Origin of the sequence: Haloarchaeobius salinus, from assembly GCF_024464185.1 — an archaeon.
Classification (GTDB): domain Archaea; phylum Halobacteriota; class Halobacteria; order Halobacteriales; family Natrialbaceae; genus Haloarchaeobius; species Haloarchaeobius salinus.
This window is the reverse complement of the sequence record NZ_JANHAU010000002.1, coordinates 831,676-855,440: the sequence shown is the minus strand read 5'-3', so window position 1 is coordinate 855,440 and position 23,765 is coordinate 831,676. Positions and strand designations below refer to the sequence as shown.

The following is a 23,765-nucleotide window of genomic DNA, read 5'->3' as shown; positions in this document are numbered from 1 at the left end:
CTCGCGGCGAGAGCCGGGCGATGGGCGGGGGCCGAACCGGACCGACGTACCGAGGCGCTTTTAGCCCTCCCGCCGGTAGCTCAGGCCGTGCTATCGGTCGAGTTGCACTGCCACTCGTCGCTCTCGTACGACGGCCGTGACCCTGTCGAGTTGCTCCTCGCGCAGGCGGAGGCCGTCGGTCTCGACGCGCTGGCGGTGACCGACCACGACGAGATCGACGCCAGTCTCGACGCCGCCGAGAAGGCCCCCGAGTACGGCCTGCTCGGCATCCCCGGCATGGAGGTGACGAGCGCGGACGGCCACGTGCTCGCGCTCGGCGTCGAAGAGCGTGTCCCGGAGGGTCGCCCCTTCGCGGAGACCCTCGACATCATCAGGGGTCTCGGCGGTATCGCCGTCGTCCCACACCCGTTCCAGGAGTCCAGAAGCGGCGTCATGGAGAACATCACCCGCGCCGAGCTGGCGACGGCCGACGCCATCGAGGTCTACAACTCGCGACTCCTCACCGGGCGGTCGAACCGCCAGGCCGAGCGGTTCGCCCGCGAGTACCAGCTGCCGATGACCGCCGGCAGCGACGCCCACATCAGCGAGATGGTGGGGCAGGCCGTCACCCGCGTGGACCCCGACGAGCCGACGGTCCAGGGCATCCTCGACGCCATCCGCGAGGGTCGGACGACCGTCGAGGGCAAGCGCACGCCCTGGCGGATCAGTTTCCGGCAGGCCGCCGGCGGGGCGAAGCGGCGCGTGAAGAACCGGATGCACGAGTTCCTGCCGTGACGCTCGACGGTACCGACGCGACGACGGTTCGGCGCGCACTCGAAACCGGGGACCCGCTCCCCGGAACGGCGGGCTTTGCCGGCGAGCTGGACGGCACCCTCGTGCGGGACGTCCTCGGCCGCCGACCGCTGTTTCTGGACGACGCGACCGACGGCGACGACTGGGCGTTCGACCCCACGGAACTCACCGCGCCCCGGAGCCTGCCGGCCGGTGTCCGCCGGAGCGCCGACGGACGGGAAACCGGGGTCTGGACACTCCCCGACCCCGAGCCGACGACCGACGTCGACGTCGCGGTCGCCGACCTCCAGGCGGCCATCCGCGAGAGCGCGGCCAGCCTCCCGGACGAGGACATCGCGGTCGCGTTCTCCGGCGGCGTCGACTCCGCACTCGTCGCCGCGCTGGTCGACGGTCCCTGCTACGTCGCCGGCTTCCCCGACAGCCACGACGTCGCGGCCGCCCGGACCGCCGCCGACGCGATGGGCGTCGACCTCACCGTCGTCGAGCTCACCCACGACGCCATCGAGCGTGCGGTGCCCGAGATCGTCCAGGCGATGGGCCGGACGAACGCGATGGACGTGCAGATATCGCTGCCGCTCTACCTGGTCGCCGAGCGCGTCGCCGCCGACGGCTTCGACCACCTCGCGGTCGGCCAGGGCGCGGACGAGCTGTTCGGCGGCTACGCGAAGGTCGCCAAAGCGCCCGACGACCCGCGCGTCGAGGCCGGGACGGTCCGTGGTGCGGTGCGCGAGATGGTTCACAGCCTGCCCGACCAGCTCGAACGCGACGTGCTGTCGCTACGGGGTGCCGGTGTCGAACCCGTCGCCCCCCTGCTGCACGACGCCGTCGTCGAGGCCGCACTCCCGTTGTCCGGCGAGCTGCTCGTGGACGACGCGGGGACACGGAAACGGGCGCTCCGACTCGCCGCGCGTGAGTGGATCCCCGAATCGGTCGCCGACCGGGACAAGAAGGCGGTGCAGTACGGCAGTCTGGCGTCTCGGGAGCTCGACCGGCTGGCCCGGCAGGCCGGCTACAAGCGCCGGCTGGACGACCACGTGACGAAGTACGTCGAGTCGCTGGTTTCGGGGGAGTGACCGCCTGCCGGGGACCGAACGTCTTTACTCGCGCGGGCCGCCAGTTCGAACGACGGATGGCATCAGAGACAGCCGACCGTGACCCGGAGCGCACCGTCGGACCGGGCGAGGTCGCCATCGGGGTCGCGCTGGTGGTGTTCCTGCTCGGCGGGGGCGTCGCGGCGGCGGGCACGTTCCTCGTCTCGGACAACTGCGAGACCCAGTACGGCGTCTCGCTGACGAAGGTCAACGAGACGGACCGCAGGGTCGTCGAGGCGGGGAACCTCTCCCGCGAGGTGCAGGAGCCGGTCGGCATCGCTGTCAGGGAGAACCGGACCGTGTTCGTCCAGCCCGACCAGTACCGCTCCGAGCTGGCGAACCGCACCGTCCAGTTCGAGGGGACGCTGTACGAGGTCGGCGGCCGTGAGTTCGAGGACTGCGCGGGCGGAGCCGACGACGTACTGCAGTTCGGCGGGTTCTGGCTGGCGGTGCTCGGGCTGACGGCGGCGGCGCTGCTCGCCGTGGTGCAGTACGGGTCGAACTGGTTCCCGTCGGACGAGGAGTACCGTCGTCGCGACTGATCAGGCCGGGTGTTCGGCCTCGAGGAGTTCGTGGTAGCGGTTCCGGATGGTGACCTCGGAGATGTTGGCCACGTCGCTGACCTCGCTCTGTGTGACCTTCTCGTTGGCGAGCAGCGAGGCGGCGTACACCGCGGCGGCGGCGAGGCCGACGGGTGACTTCCCCGAGTGGATACCCTCGCGCTTGGCCGTCTCGAGGAGGGTGCGAGCGCGACGCTCGCCCTCGTCGCTGACGCCGAGCTCGCTGGCGAAGCGGGGGACGTAGCTCACCGGGTCGGCGGGCTGGATCTCGAGGGCGAGCTCGCGCACGATGTAGCGGTAGGTGCGGGCGATCTCGTCGCGTCCGACGCGGCTGACGACCGCCATCTCGTCGAGGCTGCGCGGCGTGCCGGCCTGTCGGGCGGCGGCGTACAGCGAGGACGTGGCGACGCCCTCGATGGAGCGGCCCGGGAGCAGGTCCTCCGCGAGTGCGCGGCGGTAGATGACCGACGCGGTCTCGCGGACGTTCTTCGGGAGGCCGAGCGCGCTGGCCATGCGGTCGATCTCGCCGAGCGCCTGTTTCAGGTTGCGCTCCTTGCTGTCGCGGGTGCGGAAGCGCTCGTTCCAGGTGCGCAGCCGCTGCATCTTCTTGCGCTGGTTCGAGCTGAGCTGGCGGCCGTAGGCGTCCTTGTTCTGCCAGCCGATGTTCGTCGACAGGCCGTCGTCGTGCATCATCTTCGTCGTCGGCGCGCCGACGCGGGACTTCTGGTCCTTCTCGGCGGCGTCGAACGCGCGCCACTCGGGACCGCGGTCGACGGAGTCCTCCTCGACGACGAGGCCGCAGTCGGCACAGACGGTCTCGCCGTGTTCGTCGTCGTTGATCAGCTGTCCGCTGCACTCGGGGCAGGTCCGCAGTTGCTCGGTCGTCTCGGTCTCGGTCGTTCGCGCCTCCCGACTCTCGTCGGGCTGCTGGCGTCGGATACTCGTGTCAGTCATTGTGAGGGTCTGAACGCGTGTTCAGAACGGGGGATCGTACGCAAACTGTTGCGGCGAGGAGGACTTAAACGCTTGGGCTAACTCTCGTTGGTGTTTCAGGTTATCTAGTCATCTTTCACGCAGGATTTTTTTACGAATAGGTAACTTACTGGTAACCACCCGACCGGCCAACCGTCGCCGACCCGTCCCCGGGCCAACCCCGTATCGAAACGCTTACTCGGCGGAACCGACTTCGTTGGCGCATGAGCGACACCGAGGCGACGCCCGACGACGTGCGCCACGTCGCGGAGCTGGCGCGGGTCGACCTCGACGAGGACGAGGTCGACGAGTTCGCGGCCCAGTTCGCCGACATCCTCGACTACTTCGACGCCCTCGACGAGGTGCCGGCGGTCGACCGCGAGGCCGACCTCGTCAACGTGATGCGCCCGGACGAGGTGCGCGAGGGGCTCACCCAGGAGGAGGCGCTGTCGAACGCGGCCGAGACAGAGGACGGCTACTTCAAGGGGCCGAACGTCTCATGAGCATCTTCATCACCGAGGAGACGGTCGAGGGGGCCGACGACGGACCGCTCGCCGGCAAGACCGTCGCCATCAAGGACAACATCTCGACCGCGGGCGTCCGGACGACCTGCGGGTCGGCGATGCTCGACGACTACGTACCGCCGTACGACGCGACGGTCGTCGAGCGCCTGAAGGACGCCGGCGCGGACATCGTCGGCAAGACGAACATGGACGAGTTCGGCATGGGCACGACGACCGAGACGAGCGCGTTCGGCCCGACGGAGAACCCCGTCGCCGAGGGGCACGTTCCGGGTGGCTCCTCCGGCGGCTCTGCGGCGGCTGTCGCCGCGGGCGAGGCCGACCTCGCGCTCGGCAGCGACACCGGTGGCTCGGTACGCTGTCCCGCCGCCTTCTGCGGCGTCGTCGGCATCAAGCCCACCTACGGGCTGGTCTCGCGCTACGGCCTCGTCGCCTACGCGAACTCGCTCGAACAGATCGGGCCGTTCGGGTCGACGGTCGAGGAGGCCGCAGCGCTGCTCGACGTCATCGCCGGGCCGGACGAGCGCGACGCGACGACACGCGAGGCGGGCGCGGACGCGAACTACGCCGACGCGGCGGACGGCGACGTCGACGGGCTCTCCATCGGCGTCCCGACCGAACTGGTCGACGGTGCCGACGAGGGCGTCAAGGAGCAGTTCTACGCGGCCCTCGACGAACTCGAAGCGCAGGGCGCGACCACCCACGAGGTCAGCCTGGAGTCCGTCGAGTACGCGGTGCAGGCGTACTACGTCATCGCGATGTCCGAGGCGTCCTCGAACCTCGCCCGGTTCGACGGCGTGCGCTACGGCCACTCCGGCGGCTACGACGGCAACTGGAACGAGACCTTCGGGAAGGCCCGCGAGGAGGGCTTCGGTGCCGAGGTCAAGCGCCGGGTCCTGCTGGGCACGTACGCCCTCTCCGCGGGCTACCACGACAAGTACTACAAGCAGGCCCAGGACGCCCGCGCCTGGGTCAAGCAGGACTTCGACGAGGCACTCTCCTCGGCCGATGTGCTCGCCTCCCCGACCATGCCGGTCCCACCGATGGAGCTCGGCGAGAGCCTCTCGGACCCGCTGAAGATGTACCTCGCCGACGCCAACACGGTGCCGGTGAACCTCGCGGACCTCCCCGCCATCTCGGTGCCCGCGGGCGAGACCGACGGCCTCCCCGTCGGCGTCCAGCTCGTCGGCCCGGCGTTCGGCGAGGAGACCATCATCCGCGCCGCCAGCGCGCTCGACTGACCCCCCGTCCGTCCCCTGCTTGAATATTCCGGCCATCCTCCGTTCCCATCCCGCCACCGTCCCGCGTATCGAGACGTGAGTCGTCCACAATAGTTATATTCGGCTTCGTGATATCTGTAGACGAATCCGACCGTCGCTGGGGCGGCGTTCGGGGGGTGAGACACGATGCGAATCACAGAGGAGACGGACGTCGAGTTCGACGAGTTCTCGCGAGCCTGCGACCTCGTCGAGGACTACTTCGACGACCTGATAGACGACGTGGCACTGCACGCGCCGATCTCGCGACGCCAGCTCGTCGCCGTACTGGCACGGGCACAGCTCTCGGGCCGCGGCCTCGGCCCCGAGAACCTGCGCGAGGAGGGCGAACTGACCTACCAGTCGAACGACGAGAGCCTGTTCTGGCTGGACGCCACGTTCTGGCGGCGGCTCCGACGGCGGCACAACCTCTCGCCGGACGAGGGCCGGGCCGCACGCGAGGTCCACCGTCGCATCATCGAGGCCATCGACGGCGACGTGGGCTACTACAACAGGGAGCGCGACCCGTTAGTGCTGGTCGAACGGCGGCACCCGACGACGTAGTCGGGCGAAAAGAGCGAACTGGTTACTCCTCGTACGCGAGGTTCATTATCCACTGCGTGAAGGCGTCGGACTGCGGGTCGGCCTCCTCCTCGCCGATGTACGGCGAGAGCATGTCGCCGGCCATCAGCAGGGAGAAGTCCAGGTCGCGGGCGACCGGCGTGATGAGGTACGTGTTGTGGCCCTCGTACACCGTCTCCTCCCGGTCGACGAGTTCCTTCTCGACGAGTGACTCGGCGATGCGCGAGCCCTTGCGGGAGGAGACGTCGAGCTCCTTCCAGAAGTCGCTCTGGTGGATGCCACCGGTCTCTCTGACGAGTTCGAGTCCGGCGAGCTCGTCGGCCGACAGTTCTTCTTCTGCGACGCTCACGCCGACCACCCCCGTGTCGTCGGTGCGACAGGCATGGCTATCACGTCCGTAGTACGTCGGTCGTCCCGCTTAAACCTGCCCTTCGAGGACCACCGGCTCGTGTGATGTCTCGCAGGGGGGACCGTCGGCGAACTGGTACTCGGGCTCGTCGCCGAGGACGATGAGCGAGGAGGACCTCGTGCCAAAGCGCCCCTCCGGGTCGTGCACACAGACGCCGAACTCGTGGTCGCCGAGCACGGCGGCGGCCCGGTCGCGCCACTCGCGGACGGTCTCGCCGTCACGCGGTTCGAGCTCGTCGCGGATTCGACCGACCGCCTCCGCCTGTCGCTCGCCGGGCTCGCGCCGACGGTCGGGGATGTCGAAGCGGTCGTCCGCGCCGACGTTGACGACGACGTGGACGCCCGGGTCGAACTCGGCGACGGTGAGCTCGCCGTCCCACGAGAGAAGGCGCGCGTCGTCGGCGTCCGCGACGACGAGGTGGAACCCCTGGTACTCGTGCTCGGCGACCGCGGCCTCGACCAGTTCGGCGGCGGCGGCCGCGCTCTCCTGTCGCAACGCGTCGCGGACGAGGAGGCCGCGAGAGCGATCGCCCGCGAGGTCGCCCTCGAGCCAGCGGTTCGTCAGACCGACGAACAGGCCGTGTTCGTTGTAGCCGATCCAGGTGCCGCCGGCCTCCTCGTCGCGCGGGGCGACGACCATCGGGTCGGTCTCCACGACGGCGGGGCCGACGGCGGGGCGCTCCAGCAGTTCGTCGCGGTTCGCGGCGACCACGACGGGCTCGTCGAAGACGCGCCAGGCGAGGGTGAGCGTGCACACGCCCTCCCGTAGGGAGCCGACCGGGATAAATCGCCCCCGTGGACTAAGCCCCTGGCCCGCGAACGGCGTCCCATGCGAGTCGCCGTCGCGGGGACGTTCGGACCGCTGCACGACGGCCATCGCTCCCTCCTCGAGACCGCCCTGGAGGTCGGTGCCGAGGGCGTACTCGTCGGGCTGACGAGCGACCGGTTCGCCACCAGCGGCCGCGAACGCGAGGTGCCTCCGTTCACCGAGCGCGCCGAGGCGCTCCGGCGCGAGCTCGACGCACTCGACCGCTGGAACCGGGGCGTCGAGCTCCGCGAGATCGCCAGCGAGCACGACTTCGCCGCGAGCGACGCGAGCCTCGAGGGCGTCGTCGTCTCCCGCGAGACCGCCGACGAGGTGCCCGACCTGAACGAGGAGCGCCGCGCGAACGGGCTGGAGCCACTGGTGGCCGTCGTCGTCCCCCTCGTCGTCGCCGAGGACGGCGAGCGCATCTCCTCGACGCGCGTCGTCGCCGGCGAGGTCGACGAACACGGGCGGGCCGGCGGCGACTGACCGGGAACGGTTGTCCAGTTGTCACGCCCGACCGGGGGAACTGTTTTGTACCCGGTTACCAAGCGAAACCCGCAATGGGACTATTCGATACGCTGTTCGGCGGTGGGGAGACGACCGACGATGGCGCGGCAGCCGACGGTGGCACGACCGCCGACCACGGAACTGCCACGCGTGACGACCCCGGCTCCGAGAGGTACGCCATCCCCATGAACGCCGGCCCCGACGACTTCGCGGCCGCCGGCAACGGGTTCCAGTACGCCATCGAGCTCGACGACGCGGGCTACGAGGTGGACGTGTTCCTCGACGGCGTCGCGACGAAGTGGCCGGCGGAGTTCGCCGAGGACCCCGGCAGACCGTTCAGCCGGAACTGGAAGCTCATCGAGCAGTGTGGCTACTGTGCGAACGCCTTCGACTCGAAGGAGGCCTGCGAGCGGTCGGGTGTGACGCTGCTCAGCGACGAACACGCGCCGGCGGTCGCCCAGCTCGCCGACGAGGACTACGAGATCCTCACCATCTGAACCACTGGCTCACTCGCTGCCGGCCCGGAGTCGGTCCCTGACGGCGTCGCGGTCGACGGTCCCCGAGGCGGTCCGCGGAAGTTCATCGACGAAGGCGAGCGTCCGGGGGCGCTCGTGGTCGGCGAGGTGGTCCCGAGCGTAGTCGTCGAGCGTCTCGTGGGAGCAATCACCGACGACGAGCGCGGCGACCCGGTCGCCCCACTCGGGGTCGTCGAGCCCGACGACGGCGACGTCGGCGACCGCGGGATGCTCCAGGAGCACCGCCGCGACCCGGTTCGGGTCGACGTTCTCGCCGCCGGAGACGAGCAGGTCGTCCAGCCGGCCGGTCACCCAGAGCCGGCCGTCGGCGTCGCGGTAGCCCACGTCGCCGGTGTGCAGGCCCAGCTCGGAGAAGGCGGCGTCGGTGTGCTCGTCGTCGAGGTAGCCCCGCGTCACCTGCGGGCCGTCGACGACGAGTTCGCCGCGCTCGCCCGGCTGGCAGGGTTCGCCGTCCGCATCGAGTACCCGGAGGGTGACGTTCACGAGCGGCTGACCGACGGTGCCGGTGTGCTCGCGCGCCATCTCGGGCGGTGCCGTCGTCACCTGCGAGGCCGCCTCGCTCATGCCGTAGGTGGGCCACGCGGGTACGTCCCGCTCGGCACAGCGGTCCAGCAGGTCCCGGCTCGCGGGCGCGCCACCCAGCAGCACGACCCGGAGCCGGTCCGCCGGCGTCCACCCGAAGTCGAGCAGTCTGTCGAGCATCGTCGGGACGAGCGAGACGCAGGTGCAGCGCTGCTCGCGCAGGCTCGTCGCCGTCGTCTTGGCGTCGAAGCCACCGCCAGGGCCGAGGACGGCCGTCGTTCCGTACAGCGTCGACCGGACCAGCGGCGCGAGGCCGCCCATGTGGTAGGTCGGGAGCGGGACGAGCCAGCGGTCGTCGCGGTCGACGCCGAGCCGGAATGCGGAGGCCGTCGCGCTGGCGACGAGGTTCCCGACGGTCAGGCGCACACCCTTCGGCCGACCCGTCGTTCCTGACGTGAAGACGAGCAGCGCCTCGGCGTCGAGGTCGGGGCAGTCACCGGGTTCCGGTGGACTCATCAGGGCGTCCGTTTCGCCGCTCCCGCCGGACTCGTCGACCCACGCCGGGCTCTCCACGTCGTCGACGCTCGCGATCGTGCAGTCGTCGGGCGCGACTGCTCCGGCAACCTCCCGCGTCCCCGCCGTGCAGACCAGCACGTCGAGGCCGGCGCGGTCGGCCTGGCCAGCGAGGTCCCCGGTCGCGTTCCGGACGTTCAGCGGGACGAGCGTGACACCGAGGCGGAACGCGGCGAACAGCAACTGGGCGACGGCGGGCCGGGTCGGCGAGAGCACGCCGAGTCGACCGTCGTCGAGGGTGGGTGCGAGGCGGCCCGCGAGGTCGTCGACGGCGGCGTTGAGTTCGCGGTACGTCCACGAGGCCCCTGTTTGGGCCGCGGCGAGCGCCTCGCGCTCCGGGGTCCGGTTCGCGCGCTCGGCGAGCAGGTCGGCCGAGGGCCAGCCCGCCGGTGGCCTCACTCCCACACCCCCTCGACGCCGAGCCCCGGCACCTGTGGCACCTCGATGACGCCGTCGTCGACCGGACAGGGGTCCGGCCCCACGTCGGTCGAGAGCCAGTCCGCCGTCGCGAGCCCGCAGGCCGAGATTCCAGGGACGGCGGCGGCGAGGTGGACCGCGGCCGTGCGGGCGACGACGGCGTCGACCGTCGTCGTGACGACCGAGGCGACGCGCTGCTCGCGGGCCTGCAGGATGGCCCGCTTCGCGCGCTGGAGGCCGCCGACCGCCATCGGTTTCAGGACGAGGAGGTCGGCCGCATCGGCGTCGAGCACCGCCTCGACGGGGTGACTCGCCAGCGACTCGTCCAGGGCGACGCCGACCCGACCGCCGCGGAGCTGGGCGTGGCCCGCGAGGTCGTCCGCCGGGAGCGGCTGCTCGACGTAGCGGACACGGGCGTCGGCGAAAGCGTCGAACGCCTCGGTCGCCTGCTCGCGGTCCCACGCGCCGTTGGCATCGACGCGCAGCTCCACGTCGGGGCCGACCGCGTCCCTGACGGCCTGCACGCGCGCCGCGTCGTCCGCGACGGGCTGTGTGCCGGCCTTGAGCTTCACTACGCCGTAGCCGGCGTCGACGGCCTCCTCCGCGGCGGCGGCTGTCTCGTCGAGGGTTCCGTCGCCGACCGTCGCGTTGACCGGGACGGCCTCGCGCTCGCTCTCGCGGCCGAGGAATCGGTAGAGCGGCTCGCCCCTGCGGCCCGCCCGGAGGGCGGCCAGCGCGAGCGAGAGCCCGTGCCGTGCTGCCGGCGTGTCGACGAGGTCGCCGAGCACCTCGCCGGGCGTCGCCTCGCCCGCGTTCAGCCGTTCTGCGGCGGCGTGGAGTGCGGTCCGACACTCCCCCAGGGACTCGGTCCACGACGCGAGCGGAGTGGCCTCGCCGATCCCGACCTCGCCGCCGTCCTCGACCCTGACGAGGACGCCCTCGCGGTCGGTTATCTCGCCGCGCGCCGTCGCCAGCGGCCGGGCGAGCGAGACCGCGAACTCGCGCGTCTCGACCCGCATCAGGGCACCTCCGTCGGCGCGGGCACGGCTGGGGACGCGGCCGCCAGCACGCCCCCGAGCGTCGTCTCCGGAATCACGAAACCGACCGCAAACAGCAGCGCGTACAGCGCGAGCAGCTGGCCGACCCGTTCGAGCGTGGGGTTCAGCGCCGCGCCGTCGGTCCGGTTCAGCAGCGTCCTCGTGACGGTCCACGCGAGCGGCAGGGAGAGCCAGGAGAGGAGCACCGTCGCCGGGACGCCGTAGCCGACGACGAGCGCGACGGGCGCGAGGTAGGCCAGCGCCACCATCGCGACGAACTCCGCCCGGGCGAAGCCGTAGCCGAACTTCACGACCAGCGTCTCCTTGCCCGTCTCGGCGTCCTCCTCGCGGTCGCGGACGTTGTTCACCACGAGGATGTTCGTCGAGATGGCCGCCATCGGCAGGCTGGCGACGAGCGCCAGCCCGAGGTCGGGTGTGTTCACGAGTCCCGTCGAAAGCGGCTCGCCGAGCACCGCCGCCGCCTGCACGTAGTAGGTGCCGGTCACCGCGACCAGCCCGAAGAAGACGAAGACGAACACGTCGCCAAGGCCGTGGTAGCCCAGGGGGTACGGCCCACCGGTGTACGCCACGCCGCAGGCGACGCTCACGAGCCCGACGACGAGGATGGGCACGCCGGCGACGTAGACCAGATAGGCCCCGGAGACGATGGCCAGCGCGAACGTCAGCACCATCGCGCGCTTGACCGCCGCCGGCTCGATGAGCCCGCCCGCAGTCACCCGGGTGAACCCCTCGCGATTCTCGGTGTCCGCGCCCTGCACCGCGTCGTAGTAGTCGTTCGCGAAGTTCGTCCCGACCTGGATGAGCGCCGCGCCGATGAACGCAAAGAGCGCCGCCACCGGCTCGAACACCCCGCCGTAGTACGCCACCGCCGTCCCCACCAGGACCGGCGACGCCGCCGCCGGCAGCGTCTGTGGCCGCGCCGCCATCACCCACGCCCGCGTCTTCGAGACGTCCGCCGTTTCGGTCATCTGCCTGCCCTTGGGCCCCCTCCCGTGTCAACGTTCTGTCTGCGAGCAGTCCCGTACAGTCGTGTTCGGTTCGAGGGGAGCGAGCTGATGGCCCCATTCCCCGTGGGAATCGGGGGGTCCGCGAGCAGCCAGAAAGCCCCGAGTCGCTCGGCTCCCGGGACTCGTTGCGCTCCTCGCTCCGCTGCGGTGCTTACTTCGTCCGGGTTCGCCGAGCGACTCGCCCCTTTCAGTCCCGCCCCACAGCACCGCAACCGCACCGCGCCAGCCCTCCCCCTCGACACCCACGCGCCTGCCGGCGCGGGGTGTCTTGGCCGTGTGGTTGGTGGCGGCGTCGTCGAACCAGCCGGCACGGCGCGCGACTGGCGAGCGTGCCGGAGGCCGCTCGCCATGCACGTGCGAGGGACGAGGAGCGCAACGGAGTGAGCACCGCAGGAGGCTGGGGAGGTGTGAGGTGCGGTGCAGGGGCGGTCGGGTGGGACTGAAAGGGGCGAGGCGCTGGAGGACGGTGGACGCAGCAAGCACCGCAGGCACGAGGAGCGCAGCAAGTCCCCCGACTCCAGCGCCTCGGGGCTTTCTGGCAGTTCGTGGTACGAGCGACCCCCACAGCTGCCCCGGATTTCTGGCCGTCTTCGGAAACGATGCCACGCCTGGGGGAATTCGATGAACTCGCGCCACAAACGGACAGGAACATCAGTTTCAGACGCGGAACCCGTCACGCTTTAACCACCTCACACCGAAGCCAGTCGCAATGAGTACGCAGGCTGCCCAGGAGGGCGACCTCGCGGCGGTCATCGGACTGGAGGTCCACGTCCAACTGGAGACGGAGACGAAGATCTTCTGTGGCTGCGCGACGGAGCCGACGGCGGAACCGAACACGAACGTCTGCCCGGTCTGTCTCGGGCTGCCCGGGGCGCTCCCGGTGCTGAACGAGGGGGCCGTCGAGGCCGCGGTGAAGGTCGGCAAGGCCATCGACGCCGACATCCCGGAGGAGACCCGGTTCCACCGGAAGAACTACTACTACCCCGACCTCCCGAAGAACTTCCAGATAACGCAGTACGACGAGCCCATCTGTCGGGACGGCGAGCTCGAGGTCTCGGTGGAGGGCGAGCGCCGCACGGTCCGCATCCGTCGGGCACATCTGGAGGAGGACCCGGGGAGCCTGCAGCACGTCGGCGGTGGCATCGACTCGGCGACGCACACGCGGGTGAACTACAACCGCGCCGGCACGCCGCTGATGGAGATCGTCACGGAACCGGACTTCCGACGACCCGCCGAGGCCAGAGCCTTCCTCGCGAAGCTGGAGGAGGTGCTCGAGTACCTGGGCGTGTTCGACAGCCAGCGCGACGGCAGCCTGCGCGTGGACGCCAACCTCTCCATCATTCCGGATGAGGAGATCGACACCGAGGGCGGCCACATCTCCGAGGGGACCCTCGAAGATGCGAACCGCACCGAGGTCAAGAACATCTCCAGCCACAAGGGCGCGGAGACCGCCCTCGCCTACGAGGAGACGCGACAGAAGAACCTCATCCGGCGCGGGAAGGCCGTCGCACAGGAGACGCGCCACTTCAACGAGACCCACGGCTCCACCGTCTCGATGCGCTCGAAGGAGGCCGAGAAGGACTACCGGTACTTCGAGGAGGCCGACCTCCCGCCGCTGCAGGTGTCCGACTGGAAGGAGCGCATCCCCATCCCCGAACTCCCGGACGCGCGTCGCCAGCGGTTCCAGACGGAGTACGGTCTCGACGACGAGTCCGCCTCGAAGCTCACCAGCACGAAGCAGGTCGCGGACTTCTACGAGAACGTCGCCGAGTCGTTCGACCCGGACCTCGCGGCGACGTGGGTCGCGGACAACCTGCTCGGCGAGCTGAACTACCGCGACATGGCAATCACGGAGCTCGAGGGCCGCCTCGACGAGTTCACCCGCCTCGTCGAGCTCGTCGCCGCGGACGAGATCACGACGAAGAACGCCGAAGAGGTCGTCCTCCGGCGGATGCTCGACGAGGGCGAGCACCCCGACGACATCGTCGAGGCGGAGGGTCTGGGCAAGACCGGCGAGGACGAGGTCGCACAGGCCGTCACCGAGGCCATCGCGGAGAACCCCGAGGCCGTCGCTGACTACGAGAACGGCGACGACGGGGCCATCAACTTCCTCGTCGGCCAGGTGATGGGCAAGACCGGCGGGAGCGCCGACCCCGGGACGGTGAACGGCCTGCTGCGCGAGGAGCTGGACGGCTGAACTGCGGTTTTCCGACCCGACTCACTCCTTCGCCTTCAGATTGTGGACGACGTCGAGTCGTTCGACCACCTCTGCAGTGGGTTCCAACGCATCCGAGATCGCCTCGGCGGGCTTGTACGCCATCGGGGCCTCGTCGATGACTGCCTCCTCGACGGACTCGGAGTAGACGCCGTCCATCGCGTCGGCGAACTCGTCGACCGAGAGCGTCTCGTGGGCCTCGCGGCGGCCCATCACTCTGCCAGCGCCGTGGGGGGCGGTCCGGTGCCACGCCTCGTTGCCCTTCCCGCGGGCGATGACCGAGCCGTCGGCCATGTTGAACGGGACGACGAGGCGCTGGCCGTCGCGGGCGGGGGTCGCGCCCTTCCGGATGGTGAGGTCGCGGAAGTCGATGTAGTTGTGGATGGACTGGAACCGGTCGACGGGGTCGACGCCGAGGGCGGCACAGATGGCGTCGCTCATCAGCTCGCGGTTCCAGCGGGCGTACTGCTGGGCGAACAGCATGTCGACGAGGTAGCCGTGGGCCTCGCGACCCTCGAGCCAGTCGAGCTCCTCGTTCCGGTCGGTGTCGGTGGGGTCCATCGCGTTCAGCCGGTCGAACGTGTGCTCTATCGCCTTGCCATCGAAGTCCGCGCGGACCGCGTCGGCGTCGATGTGGGACTCGCCCATCCCGCCGGTGACCCAGGCGAACAGCTCGGCCGGGGTGACCGCGTCGGGGTCGAACTGCAGGTACTGCCGGTCGCCCTCGTCGATCTGGTCGCGCATGTGGTCGGCGTCCCGCAGGTCGGAGGCACGCTCCTGCCAGTACTCGGCGACGGAGAGGCCGAGGTAGCGCGAGCCGGAGTGGACGACCAGCCAGTAGTCCCCCGACTCGCGAGCGCGGGCGAACTCGACGAAGTGGTTCCCGCCGCCGAGGGTGCCAGCGCCGCGGATGACGTAGCCCATCCCCTGTCGCTTTCGACCGAGGACGCGGTCGCACAACTGCTTGAAGTACGCCTCGTCGTAGCCGTCGAACTCGAACCCGAGGGGGTCGACGGGCTCGCCGAACCGCTGGCGGTAGGCCGCGTCGAACCGCTCGAACACGTCGTTCGCGCGCTCGAACGGGAACTCGTCGACGAGGTGGACGGCGTCGTCGTAGTCGTGGACCGACCGGCCCATCGGGACGGCCTCGCGGACGCGGCGCTCGCGCTCGGGGCCGTCGAGCGGGAACTCGCCCCCGAGGTTCGTCGCGGCCATCCCGCAGCCCACGTCGACGCCGACGATGTTCGGGACGACGCGCTCGCCGAGCGGCATGGTGAAGCCGATGGGCGCGCCCGCGCCCCAGTGCGTGTCGGGCATGACACGGACCGGCTCGGTGAACGCCGGGTGGTCCACCAGCGTCTGGATCTGCTCCAGACAGTTCGCCTCGACGAGCGACTCGTCCTCGACCATGACGCGGGCGGTGGTGTGCGCGCCGTCCAGTTCTATCGTCACGCCTCCACCTACTCCCCCGCCCGCATTTAAGCGCTCGGAGGTGTGCGCCGGGGTGACAGTCGCGTGGGACACACGGGGGAAAGTCGACCGTACCGCCAGCCACCGCATCGGACCGCCGGTCCCGACAACGTTCGGATTACCGGCGCGTCGTCGCGGAAACCACCGCCGAACAATACGGCCGACGGCCGTGCGCGTGGGCATGGACGACGACGCGGGCGGCCACGACGGCGGGAGTGGAGACGACGACACGCCGGCGACGACGACCGAGGTACTCCTGCTCGCGCTGGGGTTCGCCGTGGCGCTCATCGTACTCGCGGTCGGCGGTGCGGTCGCCCTCCAGCCCTCCCTGCTCGACCCGTGGGCACCCGGCGAGGACACCGGTGCCGCCGAGGGACCGGAGCCGGACCCGGCGAGCCCCAACGTGACCGACGGACCGACGGACACGGACCGGACCTCCACATCGACACCGACCCGGACGACCACCGGAACTACCGAGCCGACGCAGGTGAACACACCCGCACCGACCCCGACCAGCACTCCAACAGCAACTCCGACCACGACCCAAACCAGCACGCCAACAGCAACTCCGACCACGACCCAAACCAGCACTCCAACAGCAACTCCGACGACGACCCCGACCAGCACTCCAACAGCAACTCCGACCAGCACGCCAACAGCGACCCCGACAGCAACTCCGACCACGACCCAAACCAGCACGCCAACAGCAACTCCGACCAGCACTCCAACAGCAACTCCGACCACGACCCAAACCAGCACGCCAACAGCAACTCCGACCACGACCCAAACCAGCACTCCAACAGCAACTCCGACGACGACCCCGACCAGCACTCCAACAGCAACTCCGACCAGCACGCCAACAGCGACCCCGACGAGTACCCCCACCCCAACACCGACTCCGACCTCAACGCCGACGAGTACTCCCACTCCAACCACGACACCAACGCCAACACCGACCAGCACGCCAACGATGACCGACGACCCGAACTCGCCCGAGGGTATCGACTCGTGTACGACGCTCGACTCGGCAGGGACGTACGAGCTCGCGACCGACCTTCGCGAGCAGACTGCCAGTCCGTGCATCGAGATAACGGCGTCCGACGTGACGCTCGAGGGGAACGGCTACGTCGTCGGTGGCTCGGGCGGTGAGGACTCCGCAGGTATCCGTGTCGAGGACGTCGCGGACGTGACGATCAGGAACGTCGTCGTGACGGGCTGGGGTGACGGCATCTCGCTCCGGCGGGCGACCGACACGGTCGTCGAGAACGTCGAGGCGCGGGGGAACGGAGATGGAATCCGGGTCGGGTCGCGCTCACGGGGCTCGACCGTCCGGGACGCGACCGCCGTGGAGAACCAGCGCGACGGCGTCTACGTCGTCGACGCGAACGGCGTCCTCGTGACGGGGGTCGAGACGCGGACCAACGGCCGTCACGGCATCAACGTCGGCGAGTTCAGCTCGGGGACGACGGTGCGGGACTCGGTGGCGGCGGGCAACGACGGCGACGGGGTCCACCTGCTCGAATCCAGTTCGCTGGCCGTCGAGGGGACGACGATGCGCGACAACGGCGGCGACGGGCTCTGGATACTGGAGGTGGGGTCCCACACCCACAGCGACAACGTCGTCCAGGGGAACGGTGGCCACGGCGTGTTCGTGCGCGATTCGACCGACGTGACCCTCGCGGCGAGCGAGATCCGTGAGAACGGCGGCGACGGCGTCCGGCTCCGGTCGAACTTCGGTCCCGACGACGTGGCGGGCCACGTCCTCCGGAGCAGCACCGTCGCCGACAACGAGGGCGCGGGCCTCCGCTCGCTCGCGTCCGACGGGGCTGTCGTCCGGGGGAACGACTTCGACGACAACGGCATCGGCGTCGTCCTCGAGCGGGCGGCCGGCGCGACCGTCCGGAACAACCGCATCGGCGAGAACTTCGACCACGGCGTGCGTCTCGTCGAGACCGAGGAGGTCGTCGTCGCCGACAACCGGCTGCCGGGCAACCGGAACGACGGCATCTCGCTGGCGAACGCCACGGACAGTCGGCTCGCCGGGAACCAGGTCTCGGAAAGCGAGGACGACGGCGTCGACATCTCCGGCGGTAACGGGAACCGCGTGCTCGAAGGCGAGTACGTCGACAACGGCGGCGACGGGGTGTACGTCCGCGACGGCGCGTCGGGAACGGTCGTGCGCGAGATCTCGTCCCGTACCAACGGCGACGACGGCATCCACGTGCGCGACAGCCCGGAGACGACGCTCGACGGCGGGTTCGCCTGCGGCAACGCCGGCGACCAGGTCATCGTCGAGAACTCCCCCGGAACCGACCCGAGCGGCGTCGAGACGCGAGAGGACTGCTGAGCGGCCGGGGTGGCCGTCCCGCCGGGAATCGACCTCCATCGCGTGCGCCCCTGCACGCGTCCACACCCACCCGTCCCGCGGCACGCGCAGCACGCGCTCAAGCGCACGCACACCCGTGCTGTCTTGCGATTTCTCGTCGAAAGCTTGAAACGGAGCCTGCGCGTATCACCTCCCAATGAACCCGGGACGAGCACGAGGTGGAGGATGGAGCTGATCATCACCGAGAAGGACAACGCGGCCCGCCGCATCGCCGACATCCTGAGCGGCGAGTCCGCGTCCGCCGAGCGCGAGAACGGCGTCAACGTCTACAGATGGGGCGGCAAGCGCTGCGTCGGCCTCTCGGGCCACGTCGTCGGCGTTGACTTCCCGCCGGAGTACGACGACTGGCGCGACGTCGAACCGCACGAGCTCATCGACGCCGAGATACAGAAGACGCCGACGAAGGAGAACATCGTCGCGACGCTCCGCCTGCTCTCCCGGAAGGCCGACCGAGTCACCATCGCGACCGACTACGACCGCGAGGGCGAGCTCATCGGGAAGGAGGCCTACGAGATCGTCCGCGAGGTGAACGAGGACGTGCCCGTCGACCGGGTGCGCTACTCCTCCATCACCCAGCGCGAGGTCACGGACGCGTTCGCCGAGCCCGACGAGCTCGACTTCGACCTGGCCGCTGCGGGCGAGGCCCGGCAGGTCATCGACCTCGTGTGGGGCGCGGCGCTGACCCGGTTCCTCTCGCTGTCGGCGCGCCAGCTCGGCGAGGACTTCATCTCGGTCGGGCGGGTCCAGTCGCCGACGCTGAAGCTCATCGTCGACCGCGAGCGCGAGATCGACGCGTTCGACCCCGAGGACTACTGGGAGCTGTTCACCGACCTCGCCCCCGAGGACGAGGACGCGGCGTTCGAGGCGCAGTACTTCTACCTCGACGAGGACGACAACGAGGCCGAGCGCGTCTGGGACGAGGAGAGCGCCGACGCGGTGTACGCGGACCTGTCCGGGGCGACGAGCGCGACCGTCACCGACGTGGACCGCCGCTCCCGGACCGACAGCCCGCCCGCGCCGTTCAACACCACGCAGTTCATCCGCGCCGCCAGCTCGCTCGGCTACTCGGCGAAGCGCGCGATGAGCATCGCGGAGGACCTCTACACCGCCGGCTTCATCACCTATCCCCGCACCGACAACACGGTCTACCCCGACGACCTCGACGAGGAAGAGCTGCTGGACGAGTTCGTCGGCCACTCCGAGCTCGGCGAGAGCGCCGAGGAGCTGCTCGAACTCGACGACATCGAGCCGACGGAGGGCGACGAGGAGACGACCGACCACCCGCCCATCCACCCGACCGGCGAGATCCCCGTCCGAGGGAGCGACGTGAACGACGACGAGTGGGAGGTGTACGAGCTGGTCGTCCGCCGGTTCTACGCGACCGTCGCCGAGCCCGCCGAGTGGGAGCACCTGAAGGTCGTCGCCGACGTCGGCGAGCACCGCCTCAAGGCCAACGGGAAGCGCCTCGTCGACCCCGGCTACCACGCCGTCTACCCCTACTACAGCACCAACGAGAACTACGTCCCCGACGTCGACGTCGACGACGAACTCGCCATCGAGGACGTCCGGCTGGAGGCGAAGCAGACCCAGCCGCCCCGCCGGTACGGCCAGTCCCGGCTCATCGAGACGATGGAGAAGATGGGCATCGGGACGAAGGCCACCCGGCACGAGACCATCGAGAAGCTGTACGACCGCGGCTACATCGAGAACGACCCGCCGCGACCGACCGCGCTCGCCGAGGCCGTCGTCGAGGCCGCCGAGGCGTTCGCCGACCACATCGTCAGCGAGGAGATGACCGCACAGCTCGAACAGGACATGGACCGCATCGCGAAGGGCGAGGTCAGCTACGACGACGTCACCGAGGAGTCCCGCGAGATGCTCGGGCGGGTGTTCGAGGAGCTCCGCGACTCACGCGAGGAGATCGGCGACCACCTCCAGAAGAGCCTCAAGGCCGACAAGCGCCTCGGCCCCTGTCCCGAGTCCGACCACGACCTGCTCGTGCGTCGCTCCCGGCGCGGCTCGTACTTCGTCGGCTGCGACGGCTACCCCGACTGCGAGTACACCCTGCCGCTCCCGTCGACGGGCAAGCCGCTCATCCTCGAGGAGACCTGCGAGGAGCACGGCCTCCACGAGGTGAAGATGCTCGCCGGTCGCCAGACGTTCGTCCACGGCTGCCCGCAGTGCAAGGCCGACGAGGCCGGCGAGGGGCCCGGTATCGGCCCGTGTCCCGAGTGCGGCGACGAGCACGGGGGCGAGCTGGCGGTCAAGACCCTCCGGAACGGCTCCCGGCTGGTCGGCTGCAAGCGCTACCCCGACTGCGACTACTCCGTCCCGCTCCCGCGCCGGGGCGACGTCGAGGTGCAGGAGGAGGTCTGCGACGAGCACGGCGTCCACGCCCTGCACGTCGTCTACGAGGACGACGACCGCGAGCCCTGGGAGCTGGGCTGTCCCATCTGCAACTACCGCGAGTACCAGGAGCGCGAGAGCGAGTCCGGCACCGACCTCGAGTCGCTCGACGGCGTCGGCTCCGCCACCGCGGAGAAGCTCAAGGCCGCCGGCATCGAGAGCATCGACGACCTGAAGGACGCCGACCCGGACACCGTCGCCGGCGACGTCCAGGGCGTCAGTTCGGACCGCATCCGCGACTGGCAGGCGAAGGCCTGAGCCGGTCGGCGACTCAGTCGGCGCGCCCGCGACGCACCCGACTGACCGGCCGGAGGAGCCGCCGCGGGAGCCAGCCCGCGAACCGGACCACCGGGTCGAACCGACCCCATCGCGGTGGGGTCGCCCGGTACCCGTCACCGGTCTGCTCGGCCCGACCCTGCGTCTCGAGATACGAGAGTGCGTCCGCGGCCCGCTGCTCGGTGAGTTCGAGGTCCGCGGCCAGTTCCGCCGGCGTCACCGGGCCATCGGCCGCCGCCAGCCGCTGGTAGACCGTCTGGAGCGTCCCCATGCGACGCATCGCCTCGCCGGAGTCCTCGTCGATACCGGACAGGAACGCCGGGCGCTCGGTCGCTGGTGCGTACAGCACGGTCGTCGCGCCGTCGGCGACGAACCACAGGCCGGCGGCGACGACCGCCGCCCCGAGCAGGACCGAGCCGTCGACGAGCGCGAGCAGCGCCCCGACGCACGCGACGAGCCCGCCGAAGACCACCCAGTTCGACCCTTCGGGCGCGTCGACCGATGCGTCGACGACGTTCCAGAGCGCGAACCCCCCGAACAGCACGGCGATGGGGAGGACCGACCGTGGCGTCGCCTCGGTCAGGACGACGAGCCCGACGAGGAAGGCGACGGTCGCCGCCGCGGTCAGCAACGGCCGCTCGTCAGTGTGGAGGGACATACCGGGTCGAAGGACCGCCGGGGCCGTAACCGTTCTCCCCCGAAGATGACGAGTCGACCCGTCCCGGGACGCGATAGCGAGCCGCCACAGGCCCGGTCTATATCACCGATGCCGTCGAACCTAGCCACATGGTGTCAGTCATCGGCTCCGTCGTCTCGTTCGTCGTCGCACTGCTCGTCGGCGGCCTCGCCATCTACGTCGCCGCCCGCGTCGTCGCCGACGTGGACGACTACAGCCACGCCGTCGTCACCGCACTCGTCGGTGCCATCGCGTGGACGCTCGGGTCGCTGGTCCCGCTGTTCGGCGTGCTCGTCGCGCTGCTGGCCTGGATCTGGGTCATCAACTGGCGCTACCCCGGCGGCTGGGGCAACGCCGCCATCATCGGGCTCGTCGCCTGGCTCGCCGCCACGGTCATCATCTACCTGCTCAACGTCCTGTTCAACCTGGGCGTGGGGGCGTTCGGCGTGCCGGGGGCGTAGGCTGGTCGGTTAGCGCTGTTTACACGCCACCGACCACCAATCGAGAACCTTTACCCGCCCCCCGGTGGACACTCCGAGCATGATACTCTCGGACGCGGACATCCTGCGACGCCTCGAAAAGGGGGACCTGGTCGTCGAACCGCTCGAGGACGTGGACCTGCAGGTGCAGCCGGCGAGCATCGACCTGCGGCTGGGCCGTGAGTTCCTGGAGTTCCAGCGGACGAACATCCCCTGCATCCACCCGAACTCGGAGAGCGAGGTCGACGAATACGTCAGCGAGACGGTCGTCGACCCCGCGGAGGAGTTCATCCTGCACCCGGGCGACTTCGTGCTGGGGACGACGAAGGAGCGCGTCGAGATCCCGGCGGACCTCATCGCCCACGTCGAGGGACGCTCGTCGCTGGGGCGGCTCGCCGTGGTCGTCCACGCGACAGCCGGCCTGTGTGACCCGGGGTACCGCGGGCAGATAACCCTCGAACTCTCCAACCTCGGGAGCGCGCCGGTCGCGCTGACGCCGGGGATGCGCATCTCCCAGCTGACGTTCACCGAACTCAAGACACCTGCAGAGCGCCCCTACGGGAGCGAGCGCGGCTCGAAGTACCAGGACCAGACCGGCCCCCAGGCGTCCAAGATTCAAGGGGATCACGAGTTTAGTGGGAACCAGAAATGAGATTCGTCGAGGAGATCGTCGTCGACGAGTTCCTCCCGACCTTCCGGTCGATGCTCGCGGAGGACCTGCGCGAGCGCGGGTTCACCCAGAGCGAGGTGGCGGAGGCGCTCGGCATCAGCCAGTCCGCGGTGTCGAAGTACGCACACGGCGACGTGACGCGACGGCAGGAGTTCGTCGACGACGAGCGCGTCCAGGAGCTCGTCGAACGCGTCGGCGAGGGGCTCGCATCGGGGACGATGCGGCCCGTGCAGGCGCTCGTCGAGGCCGAGGTCGTCATCCGGCAGCTGGAGCGCGGTGACCTGCTGGCGGCGCTGCACAGGGAGCAGATGCCGGAGCTGGCGGAGTACGGTGCTGACTTCGCCATCCACGACCCGGACAGCGACCTGCGGAGCGCCGAGCGCGTGCTGTCGTCGCTCCGGCGCGGGCTGCGCGTGCTGGAGAACACGAGCGGGTTCGCGGGCCTCATCCCGAACGTGGGCTCGAACCTGGTGGCGTGTACGCCCGACGCGACGACCATCGACGACGTGGCGGGCGTCCCGGGCCGCATCGTCGACGTGAAGGGACGGGCGACGATCCCGGCCGAGCCCGAGTTCGGCGTCAGCGAGTACGTCGCGAGCGTCCTGCTGGCGGCACGCGGGGCCGGCAGCGAGGTGAACGCGGCCGCGAACATCCGGTACGACCCGGACCTCGTCTCGGCGCTGGAGGAACAGGGCTACGTGACCGCCGAGTTCGAGAGCGAGGCCGACGTGGCGACGGGCGTCGCGGCGGCGCTCGACGAGACGCCGGACGCGACCGTGCTCTACCAGACCGGCGAGGTCGGCATCGAGCCGATCTGCTACGTCCTCGGCGACGACCCCGTCGCCGTCGCGGAGACCATCCGCGGACTCACATGAGCGACGACGGCGAGCCCTCGGGGTCCGACGCCGCACGGGCCTTCTACGGTCGGTGGGCGGGACTGTACGACCTGCTGGCGACGTACGTGCCGGGTGTCGGCGAACTGCGCGACAGGGCCGCCGTGGCACTCGACCTCGACCGTGGCGACATCGTCGTCGAGATGGGCTGTGGCACCGGCGCGAACCTGTCGTACCTGCGCGAGCAGGTCGGCCCGGAGGGGACGGTCGTCGGCGTGGACTACACCCGCGGGATGCTCGACCGCGCCCGCGAACTCGTCGCGCGAAGGGGCTGGGGGAACGTCCACCTCGTGCACGGCGACGCGACCGCACCACCCATCTCGGGCCCGGTCGACGGCGTGCTCGCGACGTTCGTCTCCGGGATGCTCGCGGACCCGGCCGCGGCCGTCGACGGCTGGTGCGACCTCGCGCCCGACGGGACGGTCGTGCTGGTGGACATGGCGCTCTCGGACGACTCGCGAGCCGCACCGGTGAACGCGCTCTTCCGCGCGCTGACGGTGCTCTCGACGCCGCCGACCCTGCAGTTCAGGTACGACCCGCCCCCACACGACCTGCTCCGCGAGCGCGTCGAGTCGGCCCGGGATGCACTGCTCGACCGCTCGCGGGGGAGCCACCGCGAGGAGCGCGTGCTCGGTATCGTCCGCCTGACCGGCGGGCGAATGTGAGCCAGTACCACGCAACGGG

The 23,765-nt window shown here is 70.2% G+C and carries 24 protein-coding genes; 16 read left to right on the top strand and 8 right to left on the bottom strand.

Translation table 11 applies throughout. The features are described 5' to 3' along the window. Positions 1-87: 87 nt before the first annotated feature. Genes NO345_RS11000 through NO345_RS10990 form a run of 3 tightly spaced genes read left to right on the top strand, consistent with a single transcriptional unit; the run spans position 88 to position 2,425 of the window. Positions 88-774, top strand: coding sequence for a PHP domain-containing protein (locus NO345_RS11000; protein WP_256299591.1), 687 nt, complete (start codon positions 88-90; stop codon positions 772-774). Further along, positions 771-1,865, top strand: a complete 1,095-nt coding sequence (locus tag NO345_RS10995; RefSeq protein WP_256299166.1) for an asparagine synthase C-terminal domain-containing protein — start codon at positions 771-773, stop codon at positions 1,863-1,865. Before NO345_RS11000 ends, NO345_RS10995 begins: the two co-directional genes overlap by 4 nt. Before the next feature lie 56 nt (positions 1,866-1,921). Beyond that, complete coding sequence (locus NO345_RS10990) at positions 1,922-2,425, top strand: hypothetical protein (RefSeq protein ID WP_256299164.1); 504 nt, start codon at positions 1,922-1,924, stop codon at positions 2,423-2,425. Here NO345_RS10990 and NO345_RS10985 read toward each other — a convergent pair whose 3' ends face one another. Further along, positions 2,426-3,397 carry a transcription initiation factor IIB gene (locus tag NO345_RS10985; protein ID WP_256299162.1) on the bottom strand — a complete coding sequence of 324 codons (972 nt, stop codon included), beginning with the start codon at positions 3,395-3,397 and terminating at the stop codon, positions 2,426-2,428. Between the two features lie 242 nt (positions 3,398-3,639). On the opposite strand from NO345_RS10985, the gene gatC reads away from it, so the two are divergent. The 3 genes from gatC to NO345_RS10970 all read left to right on the top strand — a co-directional run bounded on the left by gatC (position 3,640) and on the right by NO345_RS10970 (position 5,756). Further along, complete coding sequence (gatC, locus tag NO345_RS10980) at positions 3,640-3,918, top strand: Asp-tRNA(Asn)/Glu-tRNA(Gln) amidotransferase subunit GatC (protein WP_256299160.1); 279 nt, start codon at positions 3,640-3,642, stop codon at positions 3,916-3,918. After that, positions 3,915-5,177, top strand: a complete 1,263-nt coding sequence (gene gatA, locus NO345_RS10975) for an Asp-tRNA(Asn)/Glu-tRNA(Gln) amidotransferase subunit GatA (RefSeq protein ID WP_256299158.1) — start codon at positions 3,915-3,917, stop codon at positions 5,175-5,177. Before gatC ends, gatA begins: the two co-directional genes overlap by 4 nt. Positions 5,178-5,342: 165 nt before the next feature. Continuing rightward, a complete protein-coding gene (locus NO345_RS10970) occupies positions 5,343-5,756 on the top strand; it encodes a DUF8048 family protein (RefSeq protein WP_256299156.1) in 414 nt (137 codons plus the stop codon). Positions 5,757-5,778: 22 nt separating this feature from the next. Here NO345_RS10970 and NO345_RS10965 read toward each other — a convergent pair whose 3' ends face one another. Together NO345_RS10965 and NO345_RS10960 are read right to left on the bottom strand one after the other, a co-directional pair. Further along, a complete protein-coding gene (locus NO345_RS10965; protein WP_368407867.1) occupies positions 5,779-6,132 on the bottom strand; it encodes a helix-turn-helix transcriptional regulator in 354 nt (117 codons plus the stop codon). 60 nt (positions 6,133-6,192) lie between these two features. Next, positions 6,193-6,939 (bottom strand): NRDE family protein, encoded by a 747-nt coding sequence (locus tag NO345_RS10960; protein WP_256299152.1) that lies wholly within the window; start codon positions 6,937-6,939, stop codon positions 6,193-6,195. A 72-nt stretch (positions 6,940-7,011) separates the two neighbouring features. Here NO345_RS10960 and NO345_RS10955 point away from each other — a divergent pair, with 72 nt between their 5' ends. Both NO345_RS10955 and NO345_RS10950 read left to right on the top strand, forming a co-directional pair. Beyond that, positions 7,012-7,476: a pantetheine-phosphate adenylyltransferase gene (locus tag NO345_RS10955; protein ID WP_256299150.1), complete on the top strand. Its 465-nt coding sequence runs from the start codon at positions 7,012-7,014 to the stop codon at positions 7,474-7,476. Between the two features lie 74 nt (positions 7,477-7,550). Then, complete coding sequence (locus NO345_RS10950) at positions 7,551-7,994, top strand: hypothetical protein (RefSeq protein WP_256299149.1); 444 nt, start codon at positions 7,551-7,553, stop codon at positions 7,992-7,994. A gap of 9 nt (positions 7,995-8,003) precedes the next feature. Here NO345_RS10950 and NO345_RS10945 read toward each other — a convergent pair whose 3' ends face one another. The 3 genes from NO345_RS10945 to NO345_RS10935 are packed head-to-tail and all read right to left on the bottom strand — an operon-like array spanning position 8,004 to position 11,571. Next, entirely contained in the window at positions 8,004-9,533 is a 1,530-nt protein-coding gene (locus NO345_RS10945) for a class I adenylate-forming enzyme family protein (RefSeq protein WP_438266765.1), read from the bottom strand. After that, positions 9,524-10,564: a mandelate racemase/muconate lactonizing enzyme family protein gene (locus NO345_RS10940; RefSeq protein WP_256299147.1), complete on the bottom strand. Its 1,041-nt coding sequence runs from the start codon at positions 10,562-10,564 to the stop codon at positions 9,524-9,526. The genes NO345_RS10945 and NO345_RS10940 overlap by 10 nt, the downstream gene beginning before the upstream one ends. After that, entirely contained in the window at positions 10,564-11,571 is a 1,008-nt protein-coding gene (locus NO345_RS10935; RefSeq protein WP_256299145.1) for a 1,4-dihydroxy-2-naphthoate polyprenyltransferase, read from the bottom strand. The genes NO345_RS10940 and NO345_RS10935 overlap by 1 nt, the downstream gene beginning before the upstream one ends. A gap of 748 nt (positions 11,572-12,319) precedes the next feature. On the opposite strand from NO345_RS10935, the gene gatB reads away from it, so the two are divergent. Then, the gene (gene gatB, locus NO345_RS10930) at positions 12,320-13,807 is read left to right on the top strand and encodes an Asp-tRNA(Asn)/Glu-tRNA(Gln) amidotransferase subunit GatB (protein WP_256299142.1); all 1,488 of its coding nucleotides are present in this window, start codon (positions 12,320-12,322) and stop codon (positions 13,805-13,807) included. Positions 13,808-13,828: 21 nt separating this feature from the next. Here gatB and NO345_RS10925 read toward each other — a convergent pair whose 3' ends face one another. Continuing rightward, positions 13,829-15,277: an RtcB family protein gene (locus NO345_RS10925; protein ID WP_256299141.1), complete on the bottom strand. Its 1,449-nt coding sequence runs from the start codon at positions 15,275-15,277 to the stop codon at positions 13,829-13,831. Positions 15,278-15,634: 357 nt separating this feature from the next. Between NO345_RS10925 and NO345_RS19810 the strand changes: the two genes are divergently transcribed. From NO345_RS19810 to NO345_RS10910, 3 genes are all read left to right on the top strand, one after another. After that, complete coding sequence (locus NO345_RS19810) at positions 15,635-16,444, top strand: MSCRAMM family adhesin SdrC (protein ID WP_256299139.1); 810 nt, start codon at positions 15,635-15,637, stop codon at positions 16,442-16,444. Continuing rightward, positions 16,398-17,642 carry a right-handed parallel beta-helix repeat-containing protein gene (locus NO345_RS10915; RefSeq protein ID WP_256299587.1) on the top strand — a complete coding sequence of 415 codons (1,245 nt, stop codon included), beginning with the start codon at positions 16,398-16,400 and terminating at the stop codon, positions 17,640-17,642. Before NO345_RS19810 ends, NO345_RS10915 begins: the two co-directional genes overlap by 47 nt. A 204-nt stretch (positions 17,643-17,846) precedes the next feature. Further along, positions 17,847-20,345 carry a DNA topoisomerase I gene (locus NO345_RS10910; RefSeq protein ID WP_256299137.1) on the top strand — a complete coding sequence of 833 codons (2,499 nt, stop codon included), beginning with the start codon at positions 17,847-17,849 and terminating at the stop codon, positions 20,343-20,345. A 13-nt stretch (positions 20,346-20,358) separates the two neighbouring features. Here NO345_RS10910 and NO345_RS10905 read toward each other — a convergent pair whose 3' ends face one another. Beyond that, complete coding sequence (locus NO345_RS10905; RefSeq protein ID WP_256299135.1) at positions 20,359-21,021, bottom strand: hypothetical protein; 663 nt, start codon at positions 21,019-21,021, stop codon at positions 20,359-20,361. A gap of 128 nt (positions 21,022-21,149) precedes the next feature. On the opposite strand from NO345_RS10905, the gene NO345_RS10900 reads away from it, so the two are divergent. The 4 genes from NO345_RS10900 (at position 21,150) to NO345_RS10885 (ending at position 23,746) form a co-directional block, all read left to right on the top strand. Then, positions 21,150-21,500: a hypothetical protein gene (locus NO345_RS10900; RefSeq protein WP_256299133.1), complete on the top strand. Its 351-nt coding sequence runs from the start codon at positions 21,150-21,152 to the stop codon at positions 21,498-21,500. 79 nt (positions 21,501-21,579) lie between these two features. Further along, positions 21,580-22,170 (top strand): dCTP deaminase, encoded by a 591-nt coding sequence (gene dcd, locus NO345_RS10895; RefSeq protein ID WP_256299131.1) that lies wholly within the window; start codon positions 21,580-21,582, stop codon positions 22,168-22,170. Further along, on the top strand, positions 22,167-23,063 hold the full coding sequence (locus NO345_RS10890) for a thiamine-phosphate synthase family protein (protein WP_256299129.1): 897 nt from the start codon (positions 22,167-22,169) through the stop codon (positions 23,061-23,063). Before dcd ends, NO345_RS10890 begins: the two co-directional genes overlap by 4 nt. Further along, positions 23,060-23,746 (top strand): class I SAM-dependent methyltransferase, encoded by a 687-nt coding sequence (locus tag NO345_RS10885; RefSeq protein ID WP_256299127.1) that lies wholly within the window; start codon positions 23,060-23,062, stop codon positions 23,744-23,746. Before NO345_RS10890 ends, NO345_RS10885 begins: the two co-directional genes overlap by 4 nt. Positions 23,747-23,765 lie beyond the last annotated feature (19 nt).